This is a genomic window from Actinomadura rubteroloni (assembly GCF_002911665.1).
In the GTDB taxonomy this organism is placed as follows: domain Bacteria; phylum Actinomycetota; class Actinomycetes; order Streptosporangiales; family Streptosporangiaceae; genus Spirillospora; species Spirillospora rubteroloni.
Genome location: NZ_MTBP01000001.1, coordinates 488,087 through 512,816 on the forward strand (window position 1 = coordinate 488,087; position 24,730 = coordinate 512,816).

Here is a 24,730-nt window from a genome sequence, read left to right on the forward strand (position 1 = left end):
CGCGCCGGATCAAGCGGCGCAGTTGCCCTGCGCCGGCTTGCCCGCGAACCGGTCGGCGAGGAAGGCCATCGAATCCGGCTCGCTCTGCACCATGCCGAGCGCGTGCTCGGCGAACAGGTAGGTCTTCCAGGTCACGTTCGCGCCCTTGGCGCACCACTCCTTGTGCAGCGTGTCGGCCTGCTGGAACGGGATGATCTCGTCGAACACGGCCTGCGCCTGGAACACCGGCGCGGACGGCGCCGTGCCGCCGAGGCGGTTCTCCTTCAGCCGCGCCTGCCAGTCGGGCTGGTCGAGCGGGTTCGTGGTGGTGAAGTCGCTGATCTTCTTGAAGGCCGTGTTGAACAGCGCGGGAAGGACGTCGACGCTCACCAGGCACAGGTCCTTGGTGTCGGCGAGCAGCTTCTTCCCTGCGTCGTTGAGGTACTTCTGCAGGTTCAGCTCGGGGTAGGCCGCGTCATAACCGACCGCCGCCATGTACATCAGCGCCGCGAACGGGCCCTGGTCCAGGCTCTTGGCGACCGCGAGCAGGTCCGCCGGGACGCCGCCCGCCGCCGTCCCCTTCACCTGGAGATCCGGCGCGTACGTCCCGGCGAGCTGCGCGGCCCAGCCGGCGGACGTCCCGCCCTGCGAGTAGCCCATGATCCCGACGGGCGCGTCCGCGCCGAGGCCCGTCTCGTCCAGCCGCTCGGCCGCCCGCGCGATGTTGAGGACGGCCCGTCCCTGCGACTGGCCCACCTCATAGGTGTGCTGGCCGGGCGTCCCGAGCCCCTGCATGTCGGTGATCGCGACGGCCCAGCCGCGGCTGAGCGCGTCCGCGACGAACAGCGCCTCATAGTCGAGCCCGGTCGCGAGCGTGTAGGACGGCGCGCACGCGTCGCCGAGCCCGCGCGTCCCGACGCCCCACGTGACCAGCGGACGCTTGCCGCCGCCCGTCCACGCCTTGGTCGGCACGACGACGGTCCCGGACACCGCGATGGGCTCGCCCGTCGCCGACTCAGAGCGGTAAAGCACCTGCCACGCCTTGGCGTCCCCGAACGTCGGGTACTGCGACTGCCGCGACCGAATAACATCACCCGGCTTGCCCTGCGGCAGCGGAGACGGCGGCGTATAGAACGCGTCCTGGGCCGGCGGCGTGACGTCGGCAGGCGCCGCCTGCGCGGTCCCCTGGAGAGCGGTCGCCGCGATGGCGACGCCGACACAGGAGCCCAGCACCGACCGCACGACGCGGCGAAGACTGGTGGACATCGACATGGAACCCTTCGTCATCCCCCGACACCGCCCGGATGACGGCCACGCAACACTAGAGTAAGTGGACACTGATTCCAATAACTCGGACACACAACTCCCGCGCCCCACTTTGTGCCCCAAGTCACACCAAAGACCCTGACACCGTACTTCTGAACGCGTCTACCACGGCACGTCGGGGCCGTAGCGATCGCAGGAACCGAGGGCCTGACCCACCCGCCTGAACTTCCAGGACGTCCACCATGGCCGGAACCTTCGACCCCACGCCGAGCTGCCTCGGGTCGACGAGCAGCTCGGTATGCCCGTCCCCCGGCACAAGGCGGACGCCGCCGGGAACAGTGCGGACCTTTTCGGACAGTACGCAACCGCACTGCTAATGCGGTTTGGGTTTCACGCCCCTCCACCGAAGACCCCGTTGGCCACGCGGCGGTTAGCAAGTCGAGCGACAAGTGGCCGCAGCAATCGAGCGCCATGCGGCCAGCGCTGGGGCCCGGGCTTGACCGAGTTCGGCAAGATGCTCGCCCAGAGTAATCGGGCTGTCGGCGGCCAGCCGCCAACTTGCTCTTAAAGCCGGCAACCTTCTGCGGCCGTACGCCGTTTTCGACCGAAGGGATCGCCCGTCCGGGCGAACGAACGATCCCTTCGGTGTCGTCCAATGAAAGCTTCGCCGTTAGGACGCGGCTTCCACGAAAAGCTCGGTCTGACTGCGCGACCCTCCCAGAATGGAAGCCGTCACGGTCGCGAACGCGAAGTCGGTCACCGGCGACGTGGTGCCTTGGAAGGTCACCGAGGACTGCCCGGCCGGAATGGTCACCTCGGCGGGGAGTTGGACCGCCGGGTTATCGCTGTCGAGCCGGACCGTGACAGGGCTGCTCGTCGTCGTCCCCAGGCGGACCGTGCCCTCGAACGGTTCCCCGCCGGTGACCAACATGGGCTCGATATCGAGTCCGATGATGCCAGGCCGGACGCGGACGGTCTGGCTCCGGCTTCCCACGCCCTCGATGTTCGCCGTCACAGTGACATTGCCGTCGATGTTGGACGGCATCGACACCGGAACCTGAAACGTGCCCGTGGTGCCTTCCGCGAGCTGCATCGGCTGATGCGGTTCCGCGAGCTTCGGGTCGTCGGAACTGAAAGTGACCTTGATGCCACCGTGCGGCACAGGATTCGGAAGGTACAGGGCCATAGTGTCGTAGACTCCGCCGTACGCCTCGGCCGATCCGGTGAAGCTCCAGTTACCGGGATCGTAGTTCCAGGCGAGAAGCTTTATGGCACCGGTGAGGCTCTGCCCTTCGACCTTCGCCGTCACGGTGACGTCCGCGTCGGTCGGGATGCGCGAGCTCGTCGGCCGAGGAACATTCATGCCGAGGGCGCCCTGCGGGATGGTGATGCTCGCCGGGAGCTGGAGGGCCGGGTTGTCGCTCTCCAGCTCGACGACCATCCCTCCCGCGGGTGCCGTGCCGTTCAGCCCGACAGTGATGAACGGGTTATCGCCGCTGACGATCGCCGAATGGCCGCCAAAGTCAATGAACTTCAGGCCGGGCTGCAACGTGAGCGGCCCGGACAACGTCCGATCCCGCAGTTTCGCGGTCAGCGAGATGCTGAGCTCGCCGTAGATGTAGTCCGGCTGGTGCGTCCGGATGGGAAAGGTCGTCTCCGTCGCTCCAGCCGGAACCACCACCTTGTCCGGCACACTCACCCAGGACGAGTCCGCGGACGTCATCGCCACGACGAGCGGGACCGGTGACTTGCAGCTCACCTTGACGGTGCCCTGGGTCTCACCACCCGAATGGATCTTCTTGTCTGGCAGGTCGAGCGACCTGAGCCAGGGACCACAGGCGGTCAGTGACGTATCGGCGGCCGCAGGCGCCGCGAATCCGGAGACAGCGAGGATGAGCGCGACGAGGACACTGAAAGCCGCCCTCCATCCACCTGGACGATCCATGGGCAGCACTCTTTTCGTATAGCTGTGAACAGGGCAAACCAAGATCATAAAGTGCCGGGCCGCGCGCCCGCATCACACTTTCATGAAGATCGAGCGCGACGGCCGACGCCCGCGCGGACGACTGTGCGCCGCACGGCAGACCAGATCCTGACGCCCGCCTCGATTCCTCGATTGCCTCCGCGCAGGAGGCCTTCCAGCCACCGCCCGCCCGACGCCCGGACACCTTCATGGCGCCCCGGTATTTCCAGCGCAAGTGGACCGAACAGCTTCGATCCGAGCAGCGAGACTGTTACCTGGACACAGCCCGGATGCGGCCGGTCGCAGTGCCGAGTGGCGACCAGCGCCAGCCCGCACGGCTCCCCGCCCCAAAGATGACGCATCCGCACGGAAGCCACGTCTAGCCACCCAGGTTCGCCGGGGCCTTCGGACGGTCCATGAGGACCGGGTTTGGCGGCCTGTTCCCCGTCGTCGGCGACACCGCCCATGGCGTAGATCACCGCCAGGTGCGGCCCCATGAAGATCACAATCGGGTTTCGGGAAGCAACCTGATTCCCAGGCGCGGCGTCCTGATCAACGCTGACTATTGCCTTCACCCATAGGGACACTCGTGCTTCGTATCGCCACCATCGGGATGGCGGCCGCGCTCTTCGTCGGCACACTGACGGCCACTCCCGCCCTCGCCGACGGAACGGCGTCCATCGTGCTCGCCGCTCAGGCCGCCTCCGTCGACCCCGACCACCCCACGACCACCATCACCGGGAAGGTCGTCGCCGCGGACGGATCCCCCGCCGCGAGCATCCCGGTCGACCTGTCCACGAACACCGGATGGGGCTCGGTCACCGACGCCACCACCGACGCCGACGGCGCTTTCACCGCGACGCTGAGTCCCAACGGGGAGAGCGACTCGGTAACCGTCTGGGCCGATGTGCCGTCCCTGGGGATCCACTCCGAGATGGTGGCCGTCCAGGTCGTCCACGGAGAGACGCAGACGACCCTGCTCGCGAGCCGAACCGACCTGGACGAGGGCCAGCCCCTCACCCTCAGCGGTCAGGTCACCTACCAGGGCAGGCCGCTGTCCGGACGGGCCGTCTTCATCGACCCCGCCGTCGACCCGTCCCGCTGCACCTCGCCCATGTACACCTTCCGGGCCAACACGGACGCCGAAGGCCGGTTCAGCACCACCATCAAGCCGTCCTGCACCGCGACCTACGTCGCGCGGACACCCGCCGCCGGTTTTTACGAAGGCTCCACGACGACCCTTCCCGCGGTCAGCGTCCGGCCGGCCACGACGACCTCACTGTCGGCGACCATGGACGCCTACGGACGTTTCCAGGCGCAGGGCGCCCTGTACGCGGCTTCCGCCGGCGGGGACGTGAACGGCAAGCAGGTGCTCCTCGAATACTCCCCCGACGGCCGCACAGGCTGGCAGACAATCCGCCGGATGAAGACCAGCCAGGGGCAGTTCAGCGCCTCGTTCACCGTGAACACGTCCGGCTACTGGCGAGCTCGCTTCGCCGGGGACACCGCCGCGGCCCCCTCCGTCAGCCCCGTGCGCAAGACGTGGCGATGGTCGACCTCGATGAGCAAGCTGAAGGCGTCCCCGACCAGGGTCCGCAAGAACCACTACATCACCGTCTCCGGAACACTGAGCCGCTACTACAGCAGCAAAAAGCGTTTCGGCGCGTTCCCCGGCCAGAAGGTGCGCATCATCTTCCGGTTCCGCGGCAAGAAGACCTGGTACCACGTCAAGTGGGTGAAGACCGACAGCAAGGGCCGCTACAAGGCCAAGGTCCGCGCCTACGGCAACGGCTACTTCGCCGCCACTTTCGCAGGCACCAGCGACACGTGGGCCGCCGGCACGCCCAATGACGCCCGCGTCACCACCTACGCCGTCCCGTCCCCTGGCGGCCGGTCCGGACCGCCGCCCATCATGACCGTCCTCCCGTGGCGAGACCACCAGTAGCCATCACGCCAGGTCACAACCGCCGCCGACCGGTGGGGGACATCCCATCCTCCACCGGTCGGCGGCCGGTTTTTAGCCCACAAGCATTCCGCGTCCTGGCCGTCTGCGCGCCCGGCCGATCAGGGTGCGCTACGTATCGCGGTCGATGAACAGTTCGGGCCGCCAGGGACTCTGACCTGGGCTCGGTGACACCGCCACGACGTCTCGTGCTCACGGGCCAGGGCAGCGGCCGAACGACACACTCGAACCTGCAACACCGCTTGATGGTCCAGTAGTGCGCCAGCGGGGTTGCGTTGAAACCACAACCCCGCTGGTAGATGTGCGGAGGATCGGGGATTTGAACCCCGGATGGGCGTGAACCCAAACCGCATTAGCAGTGCGGCGCCATAGACCGGACTAGGCGAATCCTCCAGTTGCAGCCCGTGGGCTCAGCACAGGCTACCGGTACGCGCGGCAACCGGCAAAGCGCGTTTCGGGAGGCAGGCGACACCGGCCCCGGCCGCTCCCGGCCGGGGCCGGCCGGCGCGGGCTCAGGAGCCGAACCGGAACCCTGTTCCGCTGAACCCGCAGGCCCGGCCGAGGTCCTGGGCGTGCTGCTGCATCTGGCCGAGCGACTGAAGCCCGCTCGTCCCACCGGACAGGTTGCCCGACCCGAGGCTCCGCAGCGTGCTGGCAGTGCTCTCCAGGTCGGTGGCGAAAGCGCCCGCCGCGGACTGGACGTCCCCGCCGGCGTCCTGCCCGGCGCTGCGGATCTTGGCGGCCGCGTCCGAGTACTTCTGCGCGTTCGCCGTGGCGCTGGCGGTCGGGTTGCTGAGGTCGGGCGTGCTGACGGTCGTCAGCGACCGGAGCGTCGACTCGATGCTGTTGCACGCGGACTTCTTGGCACCGCCGCCGGTGACGGAGTCGATCGGCCCGCAGGCCGTGGCGCCGAGCACGGCACCGCCGACCATGACGGCGCCGACCAGCGAGCTGGCGGACAAGCGCATGGGAGTCTCCTTGCATGGGGGGTCGGGACGTCGGACGAGACTAGACGGTGACCGTCGATCCCGTCGCGAATACCCCTTCGGCGCTAAAACTTCGCAGACGGTTCCATCTCCCGGGCCCCACCCACATGGCTCGCCCTCCCACCGCGATGCCCTACACTGGTGGACGTCGCCACGCAGACCGGACGGCCCGGACACCATTACCGAGCCTGCTAGACTCGCCGTCGCGACACACCTCCCGGCCCACCGGGACGAGCACCCGTAGCTCAACGGATAGAGCATCTGACTACGGATCAGAAGGTTAGGGGTTCGAATCCCTTCGGGTGCACCCAGGTCAAAGGCCCCTTGCGATCATCGCAGGGGCCTTTTTGCTAACGGGTTTGCTAACAGCCGTTTCTCAGGCGGCACCGTCCACGCGCTTGGCGAAGCCCTCGGCCGCTTCGGCGAGCTGTTCGTTGATGACGTGGGCGTAGACCCTCAGCGTGATCGAGGGATCGGCATGGCCCAGCCTCGCAGCGACGATGTGAACCGGGACGCCCTCAGGAGCAGCGTCGTCGCGTGGACATGGCGCAGGTCGTGAAGACGTACGTGCGGGAGCGGCTTCGTCCTTTCCTCGAGCTTCCCGTTGTGGCCCTTGTGATCAGTCCCGTCATGAATGAGCAGACCGTGTCCGGAGAACCGGCACGCCCCACGCCGCGAGCCCCAGTTTCATGACGCTGCATTTAGAGCGGCCAAGGCAACTCCCTGTTCGATCTCGTCGGCATGATGTGGTCGACGTGACTCGGGGGTCGGCACGTTGACCGTGCCCGACGGCGAAAGGGGAGTCTCTCTGCCGCACAGCCCAGGTCAGGGGGTTGGCGGGCGTCCGGTCCACGAGTTTCCAGAGGCTGTGGGATCGGGGCTGGTCCAGTATTCGATGGTCGCGGTGATGAATTCGTCGGCGGACAGGTGGCCGTCTCCGTCGAGGTCGAGGTGGGAGAACGCTCCGGCTGCTTCGGTGTCGCTGATCGCCGTCACTCCTCATCCGGCGGCTGGGGCCAAGATCCGGCGTATCTGTGGAGGCAACGGTCGTGTCGCTGGGAGGCGCCTCGTTCGCTCGGCCTCGGCTGCTGCGGTTGGCTAGCGGGTTCGGGCGCTGGCGGTGTAGATGGGGTAGGAGCTGACGATGAAGCGCGGGTCGCGCAGGAGCGGGCGGAGGGCTTGGAGGTCGTTGGTGGTCGCGCCGTGTGTTTCCAGTCCTTCTTTGAGGTGGAGGGTGTTGCTGTGGTGCAGGGCGCAGCCGGGTGAGCCGCCGCGCCATGGGTTGAGGTGTGTCTCGATGTCGGAGTCGGTGAAGCCGGCGCGGTGGAGTGCGTGGTGGCTGTGGCGTCCGAAGGCGGGGTCGGCTCCGGCTGCGGTGAGCAGGCGGATCAGTGCCTGGTTGAAGGTTTCGAACAGTCCTGGCGGTGTCCCATCGGGGAGGCTGAGGACGGGCGCATAGGTGCAGTCGAACTCGTCGAGGAGAATTGTCCCGCCTGGTTTGAGTGCCCGGCGCAGACGTTCCAGAACGGCGTCCCGCTGCGGGATGTGCATCAGCACGAGCCTGGCGTGGATCAGGTCGAACGCTTTGTCGGGGAGGTCGTCGGTGGTGATGTCGTGCCGTTCGACTCTCAGATGGCCTTGTGACTTGAGGGTGCGGAGATGGGTCGTGTTGAGGTCGGTTGCCAGGACGTGCCCGCCCGGGCCGACCTGGTCGGCGAGCCATGCGGCGATGGTTCCGTTGCCCGCCCCTACTTCGAGACAGGACCATCCGGGGGCGAGTCCGAGCCGGGTCAGGCGGTCGCGGGTGATGCCGTCGAGGGTTTGGGCCAAGAGAGAGAGCTGATCTGCGGAGTGGGCGCCGTCGTTGTCGAACACGTACCCGGAGGCGGTCTTACCCATGGCGGGGCCTGGCTGGTTCGTCGCTCGGTGACCCGTTCCATGCTCCTGGCCCTCGTGATCGGATGGTAGGGGTTCGGTCGGATAGGGCGCGATGCTGCGGAGCTTCTCGCAGGTCTTCTCGTATTCACGTGCGGGATCGAAGGCCGCGACGATTCCGGTGCCAGGCTGGAGCCGGGCCTGTCCGTTGCGTTCGAAGAGCGTTCTGAGGGCGCCGGCCGCGTCGAGGGCGTCCCAGCGGTCGCGGCCACCGACCAGATCGCCGCCTACCCGGGTGCCGCAATGCTGAACGCTGCCGCGCCGCTTGACCGACTTGAAATCGTCGACCGTGATCCCGCCGGGTGTGCAGACCGAGGCGAGTTCGTCGGCGGCGACCTTGACCGAAATGGCGTGCTCGTGCACCTCTTTCGGATCGGTCTGGAGCTCCGCCCACAACCACAGATCCTCAGTCGTGCCGTGGAGTGCGCGCGTTCCGGCGAGCGGGTTGGTGATGACCCGGCCCTCGGGAGATGCGGTCAGCATCATTTCGGGGCTGAATCCGGTCGCCCGCATGCCCGGCAGGTCGACCAGGTACGACCGCGCCGGGGTGCTGGCCGCCCGGCCCGCCCGATAGGTGGCCGGGAAGTCCACAGGCACCTGCGTGACACGATCACCTTTTGGAGTTGCCCGGCGCGGATCCGTTGATTCGCACCTCGCTCACCGGCACGACTACCTGAAGCACGCTCGTCCCGCCGCCCGAAACCCACGGGGCCCCGCCCCCCATCTCCCCTGGTAGAGAAGGTGTGCCTATTCGAAGGCGAGCCAGCCGTAGGCGCGCAAGCCCTCGACGGGCAAGTCGGCACACAAAGCACTCACCTGGTGCACCGCCCGCGAGGAGGCGGTGCACCAGGGAAAGCGCGTCGGTGTCGCGGGCCCGGGCGACCTGTTCGTACTGTGTCCGGGCAGGGGAGGTCACTGAGGTGGCACCAGCAGCTGCGCCGCCCCCGCCTTGCCGATCGTGTCGTAGAACTCCATGATCAGATCGGCGTACCTGCCAGCGCGGACCTTGCCCGCCTGGTCCGGGACGAGCGCGTCATAGGCCGCGCCGGCCGCCGCCGGGTCGAATCGGGCGGCGACCATGACGGCCAGGTAGTCGTCCCGCTCGATCCAGCCGTCACCGTCGAAGTCAGTGAACCGGTCCACCGCGTCCGCCCGGGCCTTGGCGAAGGACTTGAAGTCATCAACGGCGTGGACGATCTCGGCGTACTCCTCGAAACTGATCCGCCCGTCGCCGTCCTTGTCCAGCCGGTCGAGCATCGCCCACCAGTAGGCCCGGTAGGCGTCCCGCAGCAACTGCGCCCTGGGCGCCCCCGCCGCGACCCCGGTCACCGACACGATCCGGGTGACCTCATCGTCGAAATCGTCCTTCTCCAGGAACCCGTTGCCATTGCCGTCCAGCGTGTCGAACCTGGTCCGCAACCGCTCGATGATCTCCGCCTCCACGCACGCCCCCCAAACCAGGACCGCGCCCTGCGACCCTCCGCAATCAGGAAATCACCGAACTCGCCCTCAATGGGCTAGCCTGCCCGCCACATCCCGCTCTCCCGCATCCCCTTTCCGCCGTCATCCCGCGACGCTCCCAGCCGACCCTGTCAATCAACGGCTCTGTCCGTAGTCGACCGCCTGGTCACCCACCTGACGCCGGCCAACGCAGTCCTCACCTGACACAACGCGAACAGCTCCAGCGGTCAACGTCGTCCTGCTCCGGCCACCACAGGCCCGAGTACAGAAGTACGCAACTGGTAAATGATTCTGTGTGACGCTTCCGCGGTCTTCCATGTGGCGCCAGCATTTGCAGATGCTGGGGTTTCAGATGCGCCCGATCCCGCGCTGAGTGGCGGGCACCGAGACACGCATACACCGACTTCAGGCCACCCTGCTCGGCCAGATCAGCCTCTCGAAGCCAGCGCGCCGCGACGCCTCATGAATCAGCCGGGGTTTCCCGGCAGGCACCCGGCGGGCCTCGCGAACCTGTCGGTGGGGTCAGGAAGACGTCAGGCAGAAGGGGTGGCCGGCCGGGTCCAGGAGTACTCGCCAGCGTCCGTTGCCGGGCTGGTGGTCCGGTTTGGCCGCGCCGAGTTCGAGTGCCAGCGCTTCCATCGCATCGAGGTCGTCGGCGCGGAAGTCCAGGTGGAACTGTTGTGGCACGTCCTGACCTGGCCACTGCGGGGCCCGGTATCCGTCGACCCTCTGGAATCCCAGATCGCAGCCGGAGCCGTCCGTCAGAGCGACGAACTCGTCCGCAGCGAAGAGTTCGCGCATCCCGGTCAGTCCAGCGTAGAAGTTCGCCAGGGTGCGCGGGTCGGCGCAGTCCAGGGTCACGCCTCGCAGTACAGCGTTTGGCACCATTCGTTCCTTCGCGTCCGCGCGCTTGTCTCCGTGAGCCGCCGCTGCGCGTGAGCACCGGCCACAGCCGCACCGTACTCGCCACACCCATCGCGGAAGTAGCGGTTTAATTCCTGCCGCAGAACAACGAGCGGCTATGAGCGGTGCTTTCGAGGCGGGTTCGGAACCTGTGAGTGCACAGACGGAACCCGCGGCAGCGAGGTCGGAAGGGAACGCGCTTAGTCGGCGAACTCGTCGATGAGGTGGTCCAGGCAGCGTTCCACGATCGCCGCGATGGTCAGGACGGGGTTGGCGGCGGCGGTGGAGCCGGGCATGAGGGCGGAGTCGAGGCAGTAGAGACCGCGGTAGCCGTGCAGGCGTCCGTACGCGTCCGTGGCCTTGCCGATCGCCGCTCCGCCGAGAGGATGCAGGATCAGGGGGTATGCGGCCGTGGGATTGACCGTCTTCGCGCCGGACGGGAGGTGCGCTGCGATGGGGCGCAGAAGGTCGGTGACGGCGCGCCGGGCGGTGGTGTCGTTGTCCGGGTCCCAGGTGAGCCGGGCGCGGCTTTCGGCCGTGGAGTAGCTCCAGTGGCCGAAGCGGTCGGAGACGCCGACTCCGGCGCAGAGCATCAGCTTCGTCTCGAAGGGGAGCGGGAGCCCGCCGTGGGTCACCAGCATGTCGCCGTCGCCGTTGCGGGCCAGCAGGTTCGGCGGGCCCGCCTGCGGTGCGCCGGTCGGTTCGTCGTCGGTTCTGATGATCGGAAGCTGGTCGCCGTTCGTGCCCCACTGGCGGCCCACCGCCGCGTCGAGGTCCGGTAGGGCGCCGGTGTCACGGGCGGTGACCAGCAGGCGCGGCGTGTGGACGCCGCCCGCCGCGACGACCAGCCGGTCGCAGGTCAGGGCGACCCGCTCCTGTGGCGTTCCGGCGGTGTCGAGCCGTTCGGCGGTGACCACGTACCTGCCGTCGCGGCGTCGCGCGATGTCGAGGACGTTGTGCAGGGGGCGCACCGACGTCCGGCCCGTCTGCTCCGCGCGGGCCAGGTAGGTGCGGTCGACGCTGAGCTTCGCGCCGCTGTCGCAGCCCGTGAAGAAGTACTGTCCGGCGGTGACCGAGGGTGTGGCGGTGCCGTCGAGTTCGGCCCGGACGACGTCGAAGTCGTAGGTGGAGACGACCTGCTCCGTCGCGAGTCCCGAGTGCTCCAGGGCGTCCCGCCACAGGCGGTTGGATCGGTAGCGGGGATGGGCGAGAAGGTCGTCGGGGAACGCCGTTCCCATTAGGCGACGGCGGGCGCGCGGATAGTAGGTGCGGTCGAGTTCGTCGTAGTCGATCTCGGCGGGGAAGACGCGCCGGAAGACGTCGGCGCGCGGCTGGGGCAGGATCCCGCCGTAGACGAGCGTTCCGCCGCCGACGCCCGCTCCGCAGACGACGGAGAACCTCTTGGTGACGAGGACGTCCAGGAGGCCGGTGGAGCGGAAGAGCGCGTCGGCGCCGGCGGCCTCGATGAGGTGGGCGAGCCATCGCGGGCCGGGCCTCGGCGCTCGCCCCTGGAGCCAGAGCAGCCGCCGGTCCAGGGACGGGATCCGGGGGAAAGTGCCGCCTTCCGGGGTGATGGGCCAGCGACGGCCGCGCTCCAGGACGACGTTGTCGATCCCGGCGCGGGCGAGCCGGAACGCGGTGACGCTGCCGCCGACGCCCGCCCCGATGATGACGACGCGGTGACTCTCCTCGCGGTCCGGCGCGGGGCTCGCGGCCGGACGCTGCTCGTGCTTCGGCATGGTCGGTTCCCTTCCGGGCCGTCCGGTGTCGCGCGACGGGCCCGCCTAGGCTTTTTGCAGGACGTACGTCCCGGGTGCCGGCTCACCGGGCGGATACCGGTCGCTGCCCGTCGGAGGCGGGGTGCGCCGCGGCCCGGAGCGGTCGGCGAGCCAGGCCGCCCACGACTCCCACCAGCCCTGACGGTGCTCGGTGGCCTCGGCCAGCCAGGTCCGCGGATCCGACGCGAAGGGATGTTCGCTCGTCCAGTACTGGACTTTGGACCCCGGCGGCGACAGCGCTCCGGCGACATGGCCGCCGGCGGAGAGGAAGAACCGGATCGCGCCCGGCAGAAGGGCCGTGGTGCGGTACGCGGACTCCCAGGGGACGATGTGGTCGCCGCGCGCCGCCGCGACGAACACGTCCTGGGTGATCTTGTCGGGACGCAGCGTCCGGCCGGCGAGGACGGCCTGTCCCCGGGCGAACTCGTTGCGCAGGCAGATCTCCCGCATGAAGTACCGCTGCGCGCGGTGCGGGATGTTCATCGCGTCGGAACTCCAGGTCAGGATGTCCGAGCTCGGCGGCCGGCGTCCCATCAGCCAGTTGGAGCCGGTGTAGCGCCACACCAGCTCGTTGGCCCGCAGGAAGCGGAAGAAGTCGTCGACGCGGCGGCCGTCCAGGTAGCCCCGGCGCCCGGTGGCGCGTTCGATGAGGTCCACCAGGACGCGCTCGTACACCTTGCCCGCCACGCTGGACTCCACGAACTCCGTGACGTCGGAGAAGTCGGCGAGAGTGTTGATCAGCGTGACGGAGCCGACGCGCGGGCTCGTGTCGTCGGCGAGCCAGGCCGTCAGCATCAGGGCCAGCAGGCCGCCCAGGCACGCACCGGTGAGGTTGACCTCGTCGTGGCCGGTGATGTCCTCGATGACGCCGATCGCGGTGAGCAGGCCGTCGCGCAGGTAGTCGTCGAAGCCGATGTCGCGCAGGGACGCGTCGGGGTTGCGGTAGCTGACGACGAAGACCGTGTGACCTTGGTCGACGAGCCATTCGATCACGCTGCGGCCGGGGGTCAGATCCAGGACGTAGTACTTGTTGACCCACGGCGGGCTCACCAGCATCGGTGTCGCGTGGACGGTCTCGGTCCGCGGCTCGTACTGGAGCAGCTCCATGAGCTGGTTGCGGAAGACGACCCGTCCCGACGTCGCCGCCAGGTCACGGCCGAGCACGAGCCCTTCGTCGGCCACGGCTTTGGGCAGCCTGCGGCCGGCGGCCAGGTCGCCGAGGAAGGCGCCCGCGCCCCGGGCCAGGCTGCGACCGCGCGTTCGCCACGCGGTCCGGAGCGCGGCGGGGTTGCCGGGCAGGACGTTGGTCGGGGACCCGGCGTCGATCACCTGCCGGGCGAGGAAGCGCGCGACACTGCGGTCGTGGTCGCCGAGCGGGAGGGCGTCCACCGACTCCAGCGCCAGCCGCGCGCTGAGCAGGTACACCTGTTGCAGCAGGTGGAAGTACGCGTTGCCGTTCCATGCGGGATCGGTGAAGCGCCGGTCGCCGGGCTCGACCGCGACGGGACTCGCGGCCGGATGTCCCGGTCCGGCTCCCACGGTCGCCCCGACGGTCCGCAGGAGGCCCGCCGCGAAACGACGGTCGGCCTCCAGTAGGCGTCGCGCGACGCCGGGACGACCGGCGGCGGGAGTTTTCTCGGACATCGGCGTCCTTTCCGGCGTGCGGCGATCAACGGGCGGGAGCGGCGTCCTCGGCCTCGACGAGGTCGTCCCGGATGAACGGGCCGAGGAAGTTCATGACTTCCGCCGGGCTGTCGATGAACGAGATGTGAGACGCCGAAATGATCAGTCCGAACCGGCCGCGCGGGAGTTTCCGGGCGGCGAGCACTCCCTGCCAGACCGGGAAAAGCTGATCCAAGGCGCCCCATACGACCAGCGCGGGGACGTGGATCTCGCCGAGACGTGCGTCAACGTCGAAACGCTGGCCGCGTAGGCCCACACCGTTGCGAACGGCGTCGAAGGACGTCCGCAGGAACGTCCGGGAATGGCCGAGGCGCAGTTGCCGGACCCAGAAGCTTTTCGGAAGACGCCACGGCCGCTGTAGTTGCAGCGCGCCGCCGAGCGCCCTCAAAGCCGCGCCTCCGGGCAGGAGCAGCGCCGTGATCAGGACTTCGGCGACCGGGACGGGGATGAGCGACTCGACGACGAGCAGCGGGTTCACCGCCCGGCCGAGCCCGGCCGAGTCGATCATCACCAGCCGCGTCACCCGCCGGGGATGGGCGAGCGCCAGCTCGGCCACGAGCAGGCCGCCGTAGGAGTGGCCCACGGCCATGACGTGGTCGATGCCCAGTTCGTCCAGGAACGCGGCGATGAAGGACACGAACCGGCCCGGCCGGACGTCGCCCACCGGACTGGTCTCCCCGTAGCCCGGCAGCGACAGCGCGACGACCCGGTTCGTCGTCGTCAGCGCCTCCGCGAACGGCCACCAGTCGCGTGCGCTGCTCGCGTTTCCGTGCACGAGCAGGACGACCGGGCCTTCGCCCACGTCCAGATAGTACGTTGAGAAGCCTTGAACGATCACCCGTCGCGCGGGGATGTCACTCATTCCCATGGCCGACCTTCGATTCGGATGCGCCGAAATTATTCGGGCTTCGATGAGCCCATTCGCGAACGACATCGCCCGCGGTCACGTCTCGCGCTAAATCTGAATCCAATGCACCGTGAATGATCACACCCTACGCCGCCCACACATGGCCTGACAATGCCGGTAACGCCAAGTCAAATGATTGGCGTGGAACGATCGCCAAGCGCCGTCCACCGACACATCGGCACTTATAGCAGCCGAAATTGAGGGCGGTCCGCACATGATCACCACCGAGGCGAGCACGCGGACCGGCGCCGTCGAAGGCGTTGTCAGGGTTTTACGTTGTCGACTTCCATTGTTGTGACCGTGTCCGGTGCGTGGGTCATCGGGAACGTGCGGCCGTCCAGCCGGGCGTCGTGGTCGCGTGCGTAGGTGCGGGCGGGACGGTCGTCGGTCGCGTCGGTGACCCATACGCGGACGGCGTGGTCGTCGCCGTGGCCCGCTGCTCTGGAGAAGCGGCGCAGGTCGTAGGTCACGGTGCGAGCGGGGCCGGCGTTCGTTGTGATCAGCGTCAGGCGGTCGGCGGCGTCGTCGTAGGCGGCGACGGTGTCGCGACGGCCGGCGTCGAGGATGCGCATTCCGGGTCTGATGTGGCGTGTGTACTGGGCGAGGACGTAGTACTTGGGGTTGACTCCGGTGACGGTGGCGCGGAGCGATCCCGGTGCGCCGCCGTTCGGATGCGGGGTCGTGTCGTCGTAGGCGCCGGTGAGCAGTCCCCAGCCGGACCCGTCGACCGGTTGCCAGTAGACCCAGGCGCGGGGGTGCAGGCTCCGCAGGTCGCGGCCGATGTTCAGTGCGGTCTTCAGTCCGCTGGGTTCGCCGTCGCAGTACTCGCTCTGCCAGATGGGGGTCGTCGCGCCTACCGCGGTGCGCAGTGCCGCGCGGCCGGCGGACTCGTCGTCGCGTTCGTAGCCGTGGACGTTGACGCGCCCGACCATTCGGCGGACGTCCGCGGGGAGGCCGCGCCAGGTGTTCGTCGCCTGTGAGTAGAAGCATTCGTCGGACGCGGAGATCCGTACGTCGCCCAGGCCCCGTTCGTCCAGTGCGCGGCGCAGCGGAGTGAGGACCGCCGCCTGTGCGTCGACGGTGAAGTGGCAGCCCTCCTGGTTCTGGCTCGCGTGCCACGCCAGCAGGGACGGCTCGTTGAACGGCTCCACCGATCCGAAGCGCACGCCCCAGTGGTCGCGGGCGTGCCGTGTGACGGCGGCGATGTACCGCGCGAACGTCTCGCGGTGCGGCGGGGCCAGGTTGTCCTGGTCGGGACGTTCGGCTCCGGACGGGTTCCCGTTCACGGTCATCCACCACGGCGGCGACACCGAGAACATCTCGAAGTGGTCCGCGCCCAGGTCGCGGGACTTCAGCAGCATGCTCCGCTGGTTCGCATCGGCGGCCCAGTCCCAGTCCGTGCCGCGCCAGTAGCCCTCGATCTGTTTGCGCCGCACGATCCGGGGCGATTCGATCATCCGCGCCGGGCCGTCGCCGGGGCGCGGCCAGGTGCAGGCGCCGAGGTCGTACCGGACGACCGTGAGGCCCAGCCCGGGGAGCGTGACGTCCTGGTCGGCGAGCCGCACGCGCGTCCGGCCGCGGCCGAACAGCGCGCGGGCGAGGTCGTCCCGCCGGCCGAGTTCGGTGCCCGCCCACCAGGACAGGCAGGCGCCCCAGCCCTCCCACGGGAACGTTCCAGAGCAAGGATCGACCACACGTTCGGACATGATCAAGCTCCTGTTCGTCCGAATCCTTGGTGTAGTCGTCCGCGACTCATCGCATCGGCCGTTCGGCGCGGGCTTTGCGCGTCCCTGCCGAAGCTTGGACCGCCGGGCGTCGGCCTGGGGCAGGGCTCGCGCTCAGGTGGCTTCCGGCTCGTCGCGACCCGCTTCGCCGGCGGGGCCGCCGAAGAACAGGGCGATCATCTGCTCGCTGAAGGCGACGAGACGCTCGGGAGGGTAGGCGTCGGGTTCGGTGAGGATCAGGCGTCCGCACTCCTCGACCCAGCACAGCAGGTTGTGCGCGAGGAGCTCCGGGTCCAGGTCCAGGCCCCGCTGCTCGATGCCCCAGGCGCTGAACGCGGTGACGCGCTCCAGGACGAACGCCCGGATCCGGCGGTGCCGGCGCTGGACCGGGGCGGGGCTGATGCCGACCGGCAGCAGGATGGCGTGCCAGCGTCGCGGGTTCTGCGCGATGGCGGTCAGCAGGACGCGCAGCGACCGGGCCGCGACCCGGCCCGGGTCCCCGCTGCCCGGCTCCGGCGGCAGGCTGGCCTCGAACTCGCGCAGCGCGGCGGCGGCCTCCCGGTCGAGCAGGGCGCGCAGGATGTCGTCGGCGTCCTCGAACTGGCCGTAGACCACGGGACGGGTGACCTCGGCGGTCCGCGCGACCGCGTCCACGGTCACGGCCTTGACGCCGCCCTCGTTGATCAGGAGCAGCGCCGCGTCCAGAAGCTGCTCGCGGCGTTCCTCGGGGGACATCCGGGGCGCGTAGGGGCGCCGCTCCGCAGGCCGTCGAGGTGGCATGTCCCGGAAGTCTAGCTTTTCGCACTCCGCTCGCTGACCAGGGACACCGGACCCGCGCACGCGTGACGGCGGTCACTCCGCCTCCCCCTTGACCCAGATTGCTACATGACTGAAGCTTCAGTGGTGTAGCAATTATGACCAATTGGTCATCAAGAGGGTCCGCCGACCCCCGCCCCTGCCGAGAGGCGACCACGATGACAACACCGAGCACACGACACCGCTACTGCATCATCGGTGCGGGGTACGTCGGCAACGGCGTGGCCAAGGCGTTCACCGACGCGGGCATCGACTACGACCAGTTGGAGGCCACCGATCACATCGGCGGCAACTGGGCGCACGGCGTCTACGACTCCGCCCACCTGATCTCCTCGCGCCGGTCCACGCAGTACGCCGACCACCCGATGCCCGGCCACTACCCCGACTTCCCGAGCGCCGCGCAGATGCTGGCCTACCTGAACGACTACGTCGACCGTTTCGGGCTGCGCGAACGCATCGTCCTCAACGCCGAGGTGGTCTCCTGCGCCCCGCTGGATCCGCGCGGACTGACCGGCTGGCGGGTCGAGACCGCCGACGGCGAGGTCCGGCACTACCGGGGGGTGGTCGTCTGCAACGGCCACTACTGGAAGAAGAACATCCCCAGTTATCCGGGCACGTTCACCGGACACCAGATCCACTCCAAGGACTACAAACGCCCCGCCGACTTCGGCCCCGGACCGCGCGTGCTCGTGGTCGGGCCGGGCAACTCCGGCAGCGACATGGCGGTGGAGGCCGCCGCGACCTTCGGGCACGCCGACGTGTCGATGCGCCGCGGCTACTGGTTCCTGCCCAAGACCGTCTTCGGGATCCCGTCCTCCGAGCTGGACCGGATCAACGTTCCGATTCCCGTCCAGCGCGTCGCGATGAAGGCCGCGCTGCTGATGTCCCAGGGCCTGTACCGGCAGTACGGGCTGCCCCACCCCGACCACAAGCTGTTCAGCAAGGACGTCACCGTCTCCACGGCCCTGCTGTACGCGCTGCGGCACGGCAAGGTCACCCCGCGACCGGAGATCAGCGGCTTCGACGGTTCCACCGTGCGCTTCGCCGACGGGTCGCGCTCGGACTACGACACGATCGTGTGGGCGACCGGCTTCCACACGGCCTTCCCCTTCCTGGACGACTCCACGTTCGTGTGGGAGGACGGCCAGCCGCTGCTGATCGAACACGTCCTCGTGCCCGGCCTGGCGAACCTGTACGTCTTCGGGCTGGTCGCGCCGCGCTCGGGCGCCGGACGGATGATCACCCGCGGATCGCGGCTGCTGGCCGAGGCGGTCCGCGCCCAGGAACCGCTCGGCCGTCCGCTGTCGGACTTCCTCGGCCAGCGCGGCCGGGCCGACGGCTCGATCCTCGCCGGCAACGCCGAACTGCTCGCCGGAATCCGCCGGCTGCGCCGCCGGCTCGGCCGCGTGTCGGCCCGGACGCGGCGACCCGGCGGCGCCGGACCGTCGCCCCGGACACCGGCCGCGTTCCCGACCAGCGCGGGGAACCCGCGTTCCACGAACCAGGAGTTCGAGTCATGAGCCTGCCCCGTCCCCACCCCGCCGCCCGTGCCGTGGTCACCGGCGCCTCGTCCGGAATCGGCGCCGCCCTCGCGGAAGGGCTGGCGGCCCGCGGCCACGCGCTGATCCTCGTCGCCCGCCGCGTCGACCGGATGGAGGAACTGGCCGGACGGCTGCGCCGGGACCGCGCGGTCGAGGTCGAGGTGCGCGGCTGCGATCTGGCCGACGTCCGGGACCGCCGCGCCCTGTGCGGGGAACTGGCGGACCGGACGATCTCGGTGCTCTGCAACAACGCCGGATTCGCCACCTTCGGCGGGTTCTCCGCCCTGGACGCGGCCCGCGAGCGGGAGGAGGTGGAGGTGAACGTCGTCGCCGTCCACGAGCTGACCGCCGCCGTGCTGCCGGGCATGGTGGCGCGCGGCTCGGGCGCGGTCCTGGTCACCGGCTCGACAGCCGGGCACCAGCCGATGCCCGGGGCCGCGACCTACTCGGCGTCCAAGGCGTTCGTCAACACCTTCGCCGAGGCGCTGCACGCCGAGCTGCGCGGCACCGGCGTCACCTGCACGCTGCTGGCGCCGGGCCCGGTCCGCACCGGGTTCACCGCCGTCGCCGACGTCCCCGAGTTCGAGCGGAGGGCGCCGGGATTCGTCTGGGTGAGCGCCGAACAGGCTGCCGGCCAGGCCCTCACCGCGATGGAACGCGGACGCCGCCGGGCCGTGCCGGGGGCGTTCGCCGTCGCCGGGACCGTCGGCGGACGGTACACGCCCCGCGCGGTCCTGCTGCCCGTCCTCACCAAGGTCATCGGAGCCCTCACATGAACCCGGTCAGTAGCCTGGTCCGTCCGCACGGCCGTCCCCCGTACCGCGACGCGCACTACCTGGCCGCCACCGTCGAGATCGACCCCAAGGCCATGCGGCGGTTCCTGCCGCGCACCCTGCGGCTGGCCGCCCCCTACCGTGCCGAGCTGTTCACCGCCTACTTCCCCGACCAGACCTACACCGGCCCCTACCGCGAGGCCGGGCTGTTCGTCCACGTCAGGACCGGGCCGGGGAGCAGAGGGCGCACGGGCGTCCACTGCCCCTGGATGCTGGTCGACGACGACCGGGCCCTCATCCTCGGCCGGGAGGCCACCGGCTATCCGAAACGCCTCGCCGAGATCACCTGGGACCACCGGGACAACCGCATCACGGCGCACGCCGCGCGACGCGGCGCGGACGCGGTCCGCATGACCGCCGACCTCGGCGGCACCGACCCCGACGCGCCGCCCATCATCGGGCGACCGCACCGCAACGTCACCGGCCTGCTCGGCGCCGCGTTCCCGCGCGTCGTCGCCTTCACCCCGGGCGAGCGGCCGATCGAGACCCGCCACGCCGCCATCGACCTGACGATCGGCGACGAGCTGCGCCGGATGGGCGTCGGCTCCGTGCTGCTCGGACGCCTGCACCGCGTCGACCTCACCGTCGGACGGCCCCCGATCCCGATCCGTCCGGTCAGCCCGTTCCACACGCTGCGCACCCTGTCCACCCGTGTTCTGTAAGGAGGCCCCGTGATGCTCCACCAGCCGCTGACCCTGCCGTGCGGCGCGGTCCTGCGCAACCGGATCGCCAAGGCCGCCATGAGCGAACAGCTCGCCGACCGGCACGGCTCGCCCACCCCCGGGCTGAACCGCCTGTACGCGACCTGGTCCCGAGGCGGCGCCGGCCTGCTCATCACCGGCAACGTCATGATCAGCTCCGCGGCGTTCACCGAGCCGCGCAACGCCGTCCTGGAGGACCCGCGCCACCTGCCCGCCCACCGCGCCTGGGCCGACGCCGTGCACGCGCACGGCGCCGCGGTCTGGATGCAGATCAACCATCCGGGCCGGGCCGCCGTGGCGCCCCTGTCGCGCCGGCCCGTCGCTCCGTCCGCGGTCCGGCTCCCGGTCCCCGGCTACAACCTGCGCCGGCCGCGCGCCCTCACCGGCGCCGAGATCACCGAGATCGTCGGGCGGTTCGCCCGGACCGCCGAACTCGCCGTCGCCGCCGGGTTCGACGGCGTGCAGATCCACGCCGCGCACGGCTACCTGCTGTCGCAGTTCCTGAGCCCGGCGGCCAACCGCCGCACCGACGCCTACGGGGGCGAGCCCTCCAACCGCCGCCGCCTGCTGCTGGACGTGGTCCGCGCCGTCCGCGCCTCCGTCGGGCCCGGCGTCCCGGTCGGCGTCAAGCTCAACGCCGCCGACTTCCATCGCGGCGGCCTCACCCAGGAGGAGTCCCTCCACGTGGCGCTCGCGCTCGCCGACGAGGGGATCGACCTGCTGGAGGTGTCCGGCGGCGACTACCAGTCCCCGGCGATGACCGGGCTCGTCGAAGGCGTCGGCCACCGGGACGCCTACTTCCTGGAGTACGCCCGTCAGCTCACCGGCCGGACGACCATGCCGATCATGCTCACCGGCGGCATCCGGACGCGCGCCGCGATGAACGAGCTGCTGAGCGTCGGGACCGTCGACGTCATCGGGCTGGGCCGTCCGCTGGCCTTCCACCCCGACATCCCCCGGCGCCTCCTGGCCGGAGAGGACGTCCCGGCCCTCCCCGCCGCGCCCCGCACCGGTTACCGGCCCGCCGACTCCTACCTGGAGCTGGCCTGGCACAACGCCCAGTTCCACCGCATCGCCGCCGGATCGGCCCCCCGGCTCGCGCCCGGCCCGTTCTCCGTCGTCCGCGGCATGGGCCGCGTCACCGCCGCCGCCCTCACCCAGGCCGGCCCCGCATCAGGGTCGTGAGCCGGCGGGCGGCGTTATCTTCGGGGGTGTGAACCTCACTCCCTCGGCCTTTCTGGTGCTCGGTGTCGTCAACCTGCTGGGGTCGGCCAGTCCGTACGACGTGAAGGTGGAGGCCGGGCGCACGGTGGCGCCGTTCTGGCAGGTTCCGCACGCGCAGGTGTACGCGGTGTGCGACCGGCTGGTCGAGGCCGGGCTGCTGGAGCAGGAGCAGGAGGGGAAGGGGCGGCAGCGGCGCGTCATGCGGCTGACCGACGCCGGACGGGACGCGTTGCGCGAATGGCTGGCCGACACCGTCGTGACGCCGGTCGAGGCGCGCGAGCGCGGCATCTTGAAGATGTGGCTCGGCGGAAGTCCCCGGGAACACGCGCCCACGCAGGTCGCGGCGCATTCCAGGACGCTCGCCGAGTACGAGGAGCTGGCCCGTCTGGTCGGCGACCAGTTGACGCCGGGGCAGCGGCACGCGCTGGAGTTCGGGATCCGGTACGAGCGGATGATGGTCGGGCTCTGGCAGGACGCCTTGGAGCAGGAGCCTTCCTGACGGCCCCCCGGAGGCCTTGACGGTGCCACCGGCCGTCTCTACGGTGACGATAGTCCGAAATGGACTATTCGAGAGCCGGGGAGCGTCCCATGCGTCGTGCCTGTGTCTCACTCCTGATCAGCCTGGCCGTGCTGGCGGCGTCCGGGACCATGCCCGCCCGCGCCGCCACCGAACCCACCTATTACCTGGCGCTCGGCGATTCGGGCGCGGTCGGATTCCAGCACGGGAAGGGCCCGACCGACGAAGGCTACGTCGACGTCCTGCACGCCGCGCTGCGGGCCGATCAGCCCGAGCTGAAGCTGGTGAAGCTCGGCTGCGCGGGCGAGACCACCACCACGATGATCCAGGGCGGGATCTGCGAGTACCCCGAGGGTTCCCAGCTCAACGCGGCGCTCGCGTTCCTCAAAGCGCACCCCGGACGGGTGCGGTACGTGACCCTCAGCGTCGGCGTCAACAACACCGCCTGCCTGCTGGGCGGTGACCTCGCGTGCGGGCTGCGCGGGACGGCCGCGCTCCTCACCGAGCTGCCGTCCATCACGAGCAGGCTGAAGGAGGCGGGCGGGGACGCGCCGCGCTACGCGTCCATGACCTACTACGACCCGGGGCTGGCGTCCTGGGTCAAGGGCGACCAGCTCACCGCGCTGGCGTCCGTGCCGCTGCTGGACGCCTTCAACTTCGTCCAGCGCGCCGCCGCGGCGGTGGCCGGCTTCCGCGTCGCCGACGTCAACGAGACGTTCCAGACCCACGACTTCGGGGCCAAGGTGACGCTCGACCCGTACGGGAGCATCCCGGTCAACGTCGCGCGGATCTGCGCCTGGACGTCCCAGTGCACCGACAACGACGGCCACGCCACGACCGAGGGCTACCGCCGCATGGCCGGCGCCTTCCGCGCGGTCCTCTAGGGGGTCGAGATGCCGAGAACGTTCAGGCGACGGCACGTGCTGGCCGGCGGCGCGGCGGCGCTGGCCGGGACCTGGCTCGCCCCGTCCGCCCGCGCCGCGACCTGGCCGGACGCCCCGCTGACCGGGGACGCCGCGCTCCGCGTCGCCGACGCCCAGTTCCTGCCGTGGGAGCAGATCCACGCCTGGCAGGAGGCCGTGGACGCCATCGGCCTGCGCGCCACCGGCGGCCGCGCGCACCACGCGTACGTGGACCGGCTCGCCGAGCGGATGGAACAGGTCGGGATCCGGGGGGTCCGGACGGATCCGGTGCCGCTGGCGCGCTGGGAGCCGTCCGGCTGGGGGCTGGACGTCGTCGGCCGGGGCGCCGTCGACGTCTCCTGGTACGTCCCGTATTCGGGGAGCACCGGGCCGGACGGCGTGACCGCGCCGCTGTCGACCGAGCCCGAGCGCGGCACGATCGGGCTGGTCACGGTGCGTCCGCCGCAGCTCCCGTACCTGCTGCTGGACCTGATCGACTGGAACGCCCCCGGCAGGCCGCGGCACGCGCCGGGCTACAACCCGCTGGACGTGTACGACCGTCCGTGGTTCGGCGGGATGTCGGCCGTCCGGGCGATGGACGACCACAAGGCCGCCGGGGCGGTCGGGCTGGTCGTCGTCCTGGACCTGCCCGCCGAGGTCGCGCGCGGCCAGTACCTGCCCTACGACGGGATCAACAGGGGCATCCCGTCGCTGATCGTCGACGGCGACGCCGGGGCGCGGCTCGCGGCGGCGGCGCGGGACGGCGCGAGCGTGCGGCTGCGGCTGGAGGCGGCGGTCGAGCAGATCACGACGCCGAACCTGTACGGGATCATTCCCGGCGCGTCCGACGAACTGGTCATGGTCCAGTCGCACACCGACGGCACCAACGGGCTGGAGGAGAACGGCCCCGAAGCGATCCTCGCGATGGCGCAGTACCTCGCCCGTATACCGCGCGCCGAACTCCCCAGGTCCGTGCTGGTCGTGCTGAGTACCGGGCATATGGCCGGGACGATCGGTACGGACACGTTCCTGCGCCATCACAAGGACGGGCTCGTCGCGCGGACCGTGGCCGGGATGAGCCTGGAGCACCTCGGCGCGCGGCCGTGGCTGCCCGGCCCGGACGGACGGTTCCAGATCGGTTCCGGATACGAGACGGCGATCTGCTTCACGTCCCCGCACCCCGCCGTGATCGGCGCGGCGACCCGCGCGCACCTGCGGTCGGGCATGGGCGACGCGCGCGTCATGCGGCCGTTCCTGCCCGACACGCGCAACGAGTCGCCGAGCGGGTTCTGGTGGCCGGGGGACGGCGAGGGCATGTGGCGGATCGCGGGCCTGCCGTCGCTCCAGTTCATCAGCGGCCCCGCGTATCTGCTGAACGCCGGGATGCCGACAATGCGTTTCGTGGACACCCGCGCGATCCGCCGCCAGGCCGTCGCGTTCACCGACGCCGTCCTCGAACTGGCCCGCGTCCCCCGGACGGAGATGGACAAACGCCGCATCGACGACCCGGCCACGCTCAAGGACCTGCTCCGCTGCATCGGCCTTCTGGTCTAGCCCGCGCGGCGGGGTCAGCTCGGCGGATGACCCACCGTCAACCTCGCGGGCGATGCGAAGCGGCCCCGGCGGGCGCGATGCTCGGGAGGGAACG

Annotated in this window: 20 protein-coding genes and 2 tRNA genes; 9 read left to right on the forward strand and 13 right to left on the reverse strand. The window is 70.0% G+C overall.

All coding sequences use genetic code 11. From position 1 onward, the window contains the following. Positions 1-9: 9 nt before the first annotated feature. Both BTM25_RS02210 and BTM25_RS02215 read right to left on the reverse strand, forming a co-directional pair. Entirely contained in the window at positions 10-1,266 is a 1,257-nt protein-coding gene (locus BTM25_RS02210) for a lipase family protein (RefSeq protein WP_235828061.1), read from the reverse strand. Positions 1,267-1,915: 649 nt separating this feature from the next. Then, complete coding sequence (locus BTM25_RS02215; RefSeq protein ID WP_146058925.1) at positions 1,916-3,190, reverse strand: hypothetical protein; 1,275 nt, start codon at positions 3,188-3,190, stop codon at positions 1,916-1,918. A 607-nt stretch (positions 3,191-3,797) separates the two neighbouring features. Here BTM25_RS02215 and BTM25_RS02220 point away from each other — a divergent pair. Continuing rightward, the gene (locus BTM25_RS02220) at positions 3,798-5,153 is read left to right on the forward strand and encodes an Ig-like domain-containing protein (protein ID WP_146058926.1); all 1,356 of its coding nucleotides are present in this window, start codon (positions 3,798-3,800) and stop codon (positions 5,151-5,153) included. A gap of 322 nt (positions 5,154-5,475) precedes the next feature. On the opposite strand, the gene BTM25_RS02225 is transcribed toward BTM25_RS02220, so the two are convergent. Both BTM25_RS02225 and BTM25_RS02230 read right to left on the reverse strand, forming a co-directional pair. Continuing rightward, positions 5,476-5,564 (reverse strand) — tRNA-Ser (locus BTM25_RS02225). A 119-nt stretch (positions 5,565-5,683) separates the two neighbouring features. Then, positions 5,684-6,139 carry a hypothetical protein gene (locus tag BTM25_RS02230; RefSeq protein ID WP_103561086.1) on the reverse strand — a complete coding sequence of 152 codons (456 nt, stop codon included), beginning with the start codon at positions 6,137-6,139 and terminating at the stop codon, positions 5,684-5,686. Positions 6,140-6,391: 252 nt separating this feature from the next. Here BTM25_RS02230 and BTM25_RS02235 point away from each other — a divergent pair. After that, a tRNA-Arg gene (locus BTM25_RS02235) sits at positions 6,392-6,464 on the forward strand. Between the two features lie 518 nt (positions 6,465-6,982). On the opposite strand, the gene BTM25_RS29410 is transcribed toward BTM25_RS02235, so the two are convergent. From BTM25_RS29410 to BTM25_RS02280, 9 genes are all read right to left on the reverse strand, one after another. Then, complete coding sequence (locus BTM25_RS29410; protein WP_168211973.1) at positions 6,983-7,153, reverse strand: EF-hand domain-containing protein; 171 nt, start codon at positions 7,151-7,153, stop codon at positions 6,983-6,985. Positions 7,154-7,255: 102 nt separating this feature from the next. Continuing rightward, positions 7,256-8,689 (reverse strand): chorismate-binding protein, encoded by a 1,434-nt coding sequence (locus BTM25_RS02245; RefSeq protein ID WP_103561087.1) that lies wholly within the window; start codon positions 8,687-8,689, stop codon positions 7,256-7,258. 315 nt (positions 8,690-9,004) lie between these two features. After that, entirely contained in the window at positions 9,005-9,535 is a 531-nt protein-coding gene (locus tag BTM25_RS02250; protein ID WP_168211974.1) for an EF-hand domain-containing protein, read from the reverse strand. 540 nt (positions 9,536-10,075) lie between these two features. Next, positions 10,076-10,414, reverse strand: a complete 339-nt coding sequence (locus tag BTM25_RS02255; protein ID WP_235828068.1) for a VOC family protein — start codon at positions 10,412-10,414, stop codon at positions 10,076-10,078. Positions 10,415-10,656: 242 nt separating this feature from the next. Further along, entirely contained in the window at positions 10,657-12,195 is a 1,539-nt protein-coding gene (locus tag BTM25_RS02260; protein WP_103561089.1) for a GMC oxidoreductase, read from the reverse strand. A 45-nt stretch (positions 12,196-12,240) separates the two neighbouring features. Further along, positions 12,241-13,878, reverse strand: a complete 1,638-nt coding sequence (locus tag BTM25_RS02265) for a PHA/PHB synthase family protein (RefSeq protein WP_103561090.1) — start codon at positions 13,876-13,878, stop codon at positions 12,241-12,243. Positions 13,879-13,903: 25 nt separating this feature from the next. Then, a complete protein-coding gene (locus BTM25_RS02270; protein WP_168211975.1) occupies positions 13,904-14,719 on the reverse strand; it encodes an alpha/beta fold hydrolase in 816 nt (271 codons plus the stop codon). 368 nt (positions 14,720-15,087) lie between these two features. Next, on the reverse strand, positions 15,088-16,530 hold the full coding sequence (locus BTM25_RS02275; protein WP_103561092.1) for a glycoside hydrolase: 1,443 nt from the start codon (positions 16,528-16,530) through the stop codon (positions 15,088-15,090). A gap of 132 nt (positions 16,531-16,662) precedes the next feature. After that, entirely contained in the window at positions 16,663-17,328 is a 666-nt protein-coding gene (locus BTM25_RS02280) for a TetR/AcrR family transcriptional regulator (RefSeq protein ID WP_103561093.1), read from the reverse strand. 194 nt (positions 17,329-17,522) lie between these two features. On the opposite strand from BTM25_RS02280, the gene BTM25_RS02285 reads away from it, so the two are divergent. The 7 genes from BTM25_RS02285 to BTM25_RS02315 all read left to right on the forward strand — a co-directional run bounded on the left by BTM25_RS02285 (position 17,523) and on the right by BTM25_RS02315 (position 24,636). Beyond that, the gene (locus BTM25_RS02285) at positions 17,523-18,884 is read left to right on the forward strand and encodes a flavin-containing monooxygenase (protein WP_103561094.1); all 1,362 of its coding nucleotides are present in this window, start codon (positions 17,523-17,525) and stop codon (positions 18,882-18,884) included. Then, positions 18,881-19,681 (forward strand): SDR family NAD(P)-dependent oxidoreductase, encoded by an 801-nt coding sequence (locus tag BTM25_RS02290; RefSeq protein ID WP_103561095.1) that lies wholly within the window; start codon positions 18,881-18,883, stop codon positions 19,679-19,681. Before BTM25_RS02285 ends, BTM25_RS02290 begins: the two co-directional genes overlap by 4 nt. Continuing rightward, positions 19,678-20,400, forward strand: a complete 723-nt coding sequence (locus tag BTM25_RS02295) for an acetoacetate decarboxylase family protein (RefSeq protein WP_103561096.1) — start codon at positions 19,678-19,680, stop codon at positions 20,398-20,400. The genes BTM25_RS02290 and BTM25_RS02295 overlap by 4 nt, the downstream gene beginning before the upstream one ends. Before the next feature lie 12 nt (positions 20,401-20,412). Beyond that, entirely contained in the window at positions 20,413-21,624 is a 1,212-nt protein-coding gene (locus tag BTM25_RS02300; RefSeq protein WP_103561097.1) for an NADH:flavin oxidoreductase/NADH oxidase family protein, read from the forward strand. A gap of 28 nt (positions 21,625-21,652) precedes the next feature. Further along, positions 21,653-22,162, forward strand: coding sequence for a PadR family transcriptional regulator (locus BTM25_RS02305; RefSeq protein WP_103561098.1), 510 nt, complete (start codon positions 21,653-21,655; stop codon positions 22,160-22,162). A gap of 89 nt (positions 22,163-22,251) precedes the next feature. Continuing rightward, positions 22,252-23,064 (forward strand): SGNH/GDSL hydrolase family protein, encoded by an 813-nt coding sequence (locus BTM25_RS02310; protein ID WP_235828070.1) that lies wholly within the window; start codon positions 22,252-22,254, stop codon positions 23,062-23,064. 9 nt (positions 23,065-23,073) lie between these two features. After that, positions 23,074-24,636 carry a Zn-dependent exopeptidase M28 gene (locus BTM25_RS02315; protein ID WP_146058927.1) on the forward strand — a complete coding sequence of 521 codons (1,563 nt, stop codon included), beginning with the start codon at positions 23,074-23,076 and terminating at the stop codon, positions 24,634-24,636. The last annotated feature ends 94 nt before the right edge of the window (positions 24,637-24,730 follow it).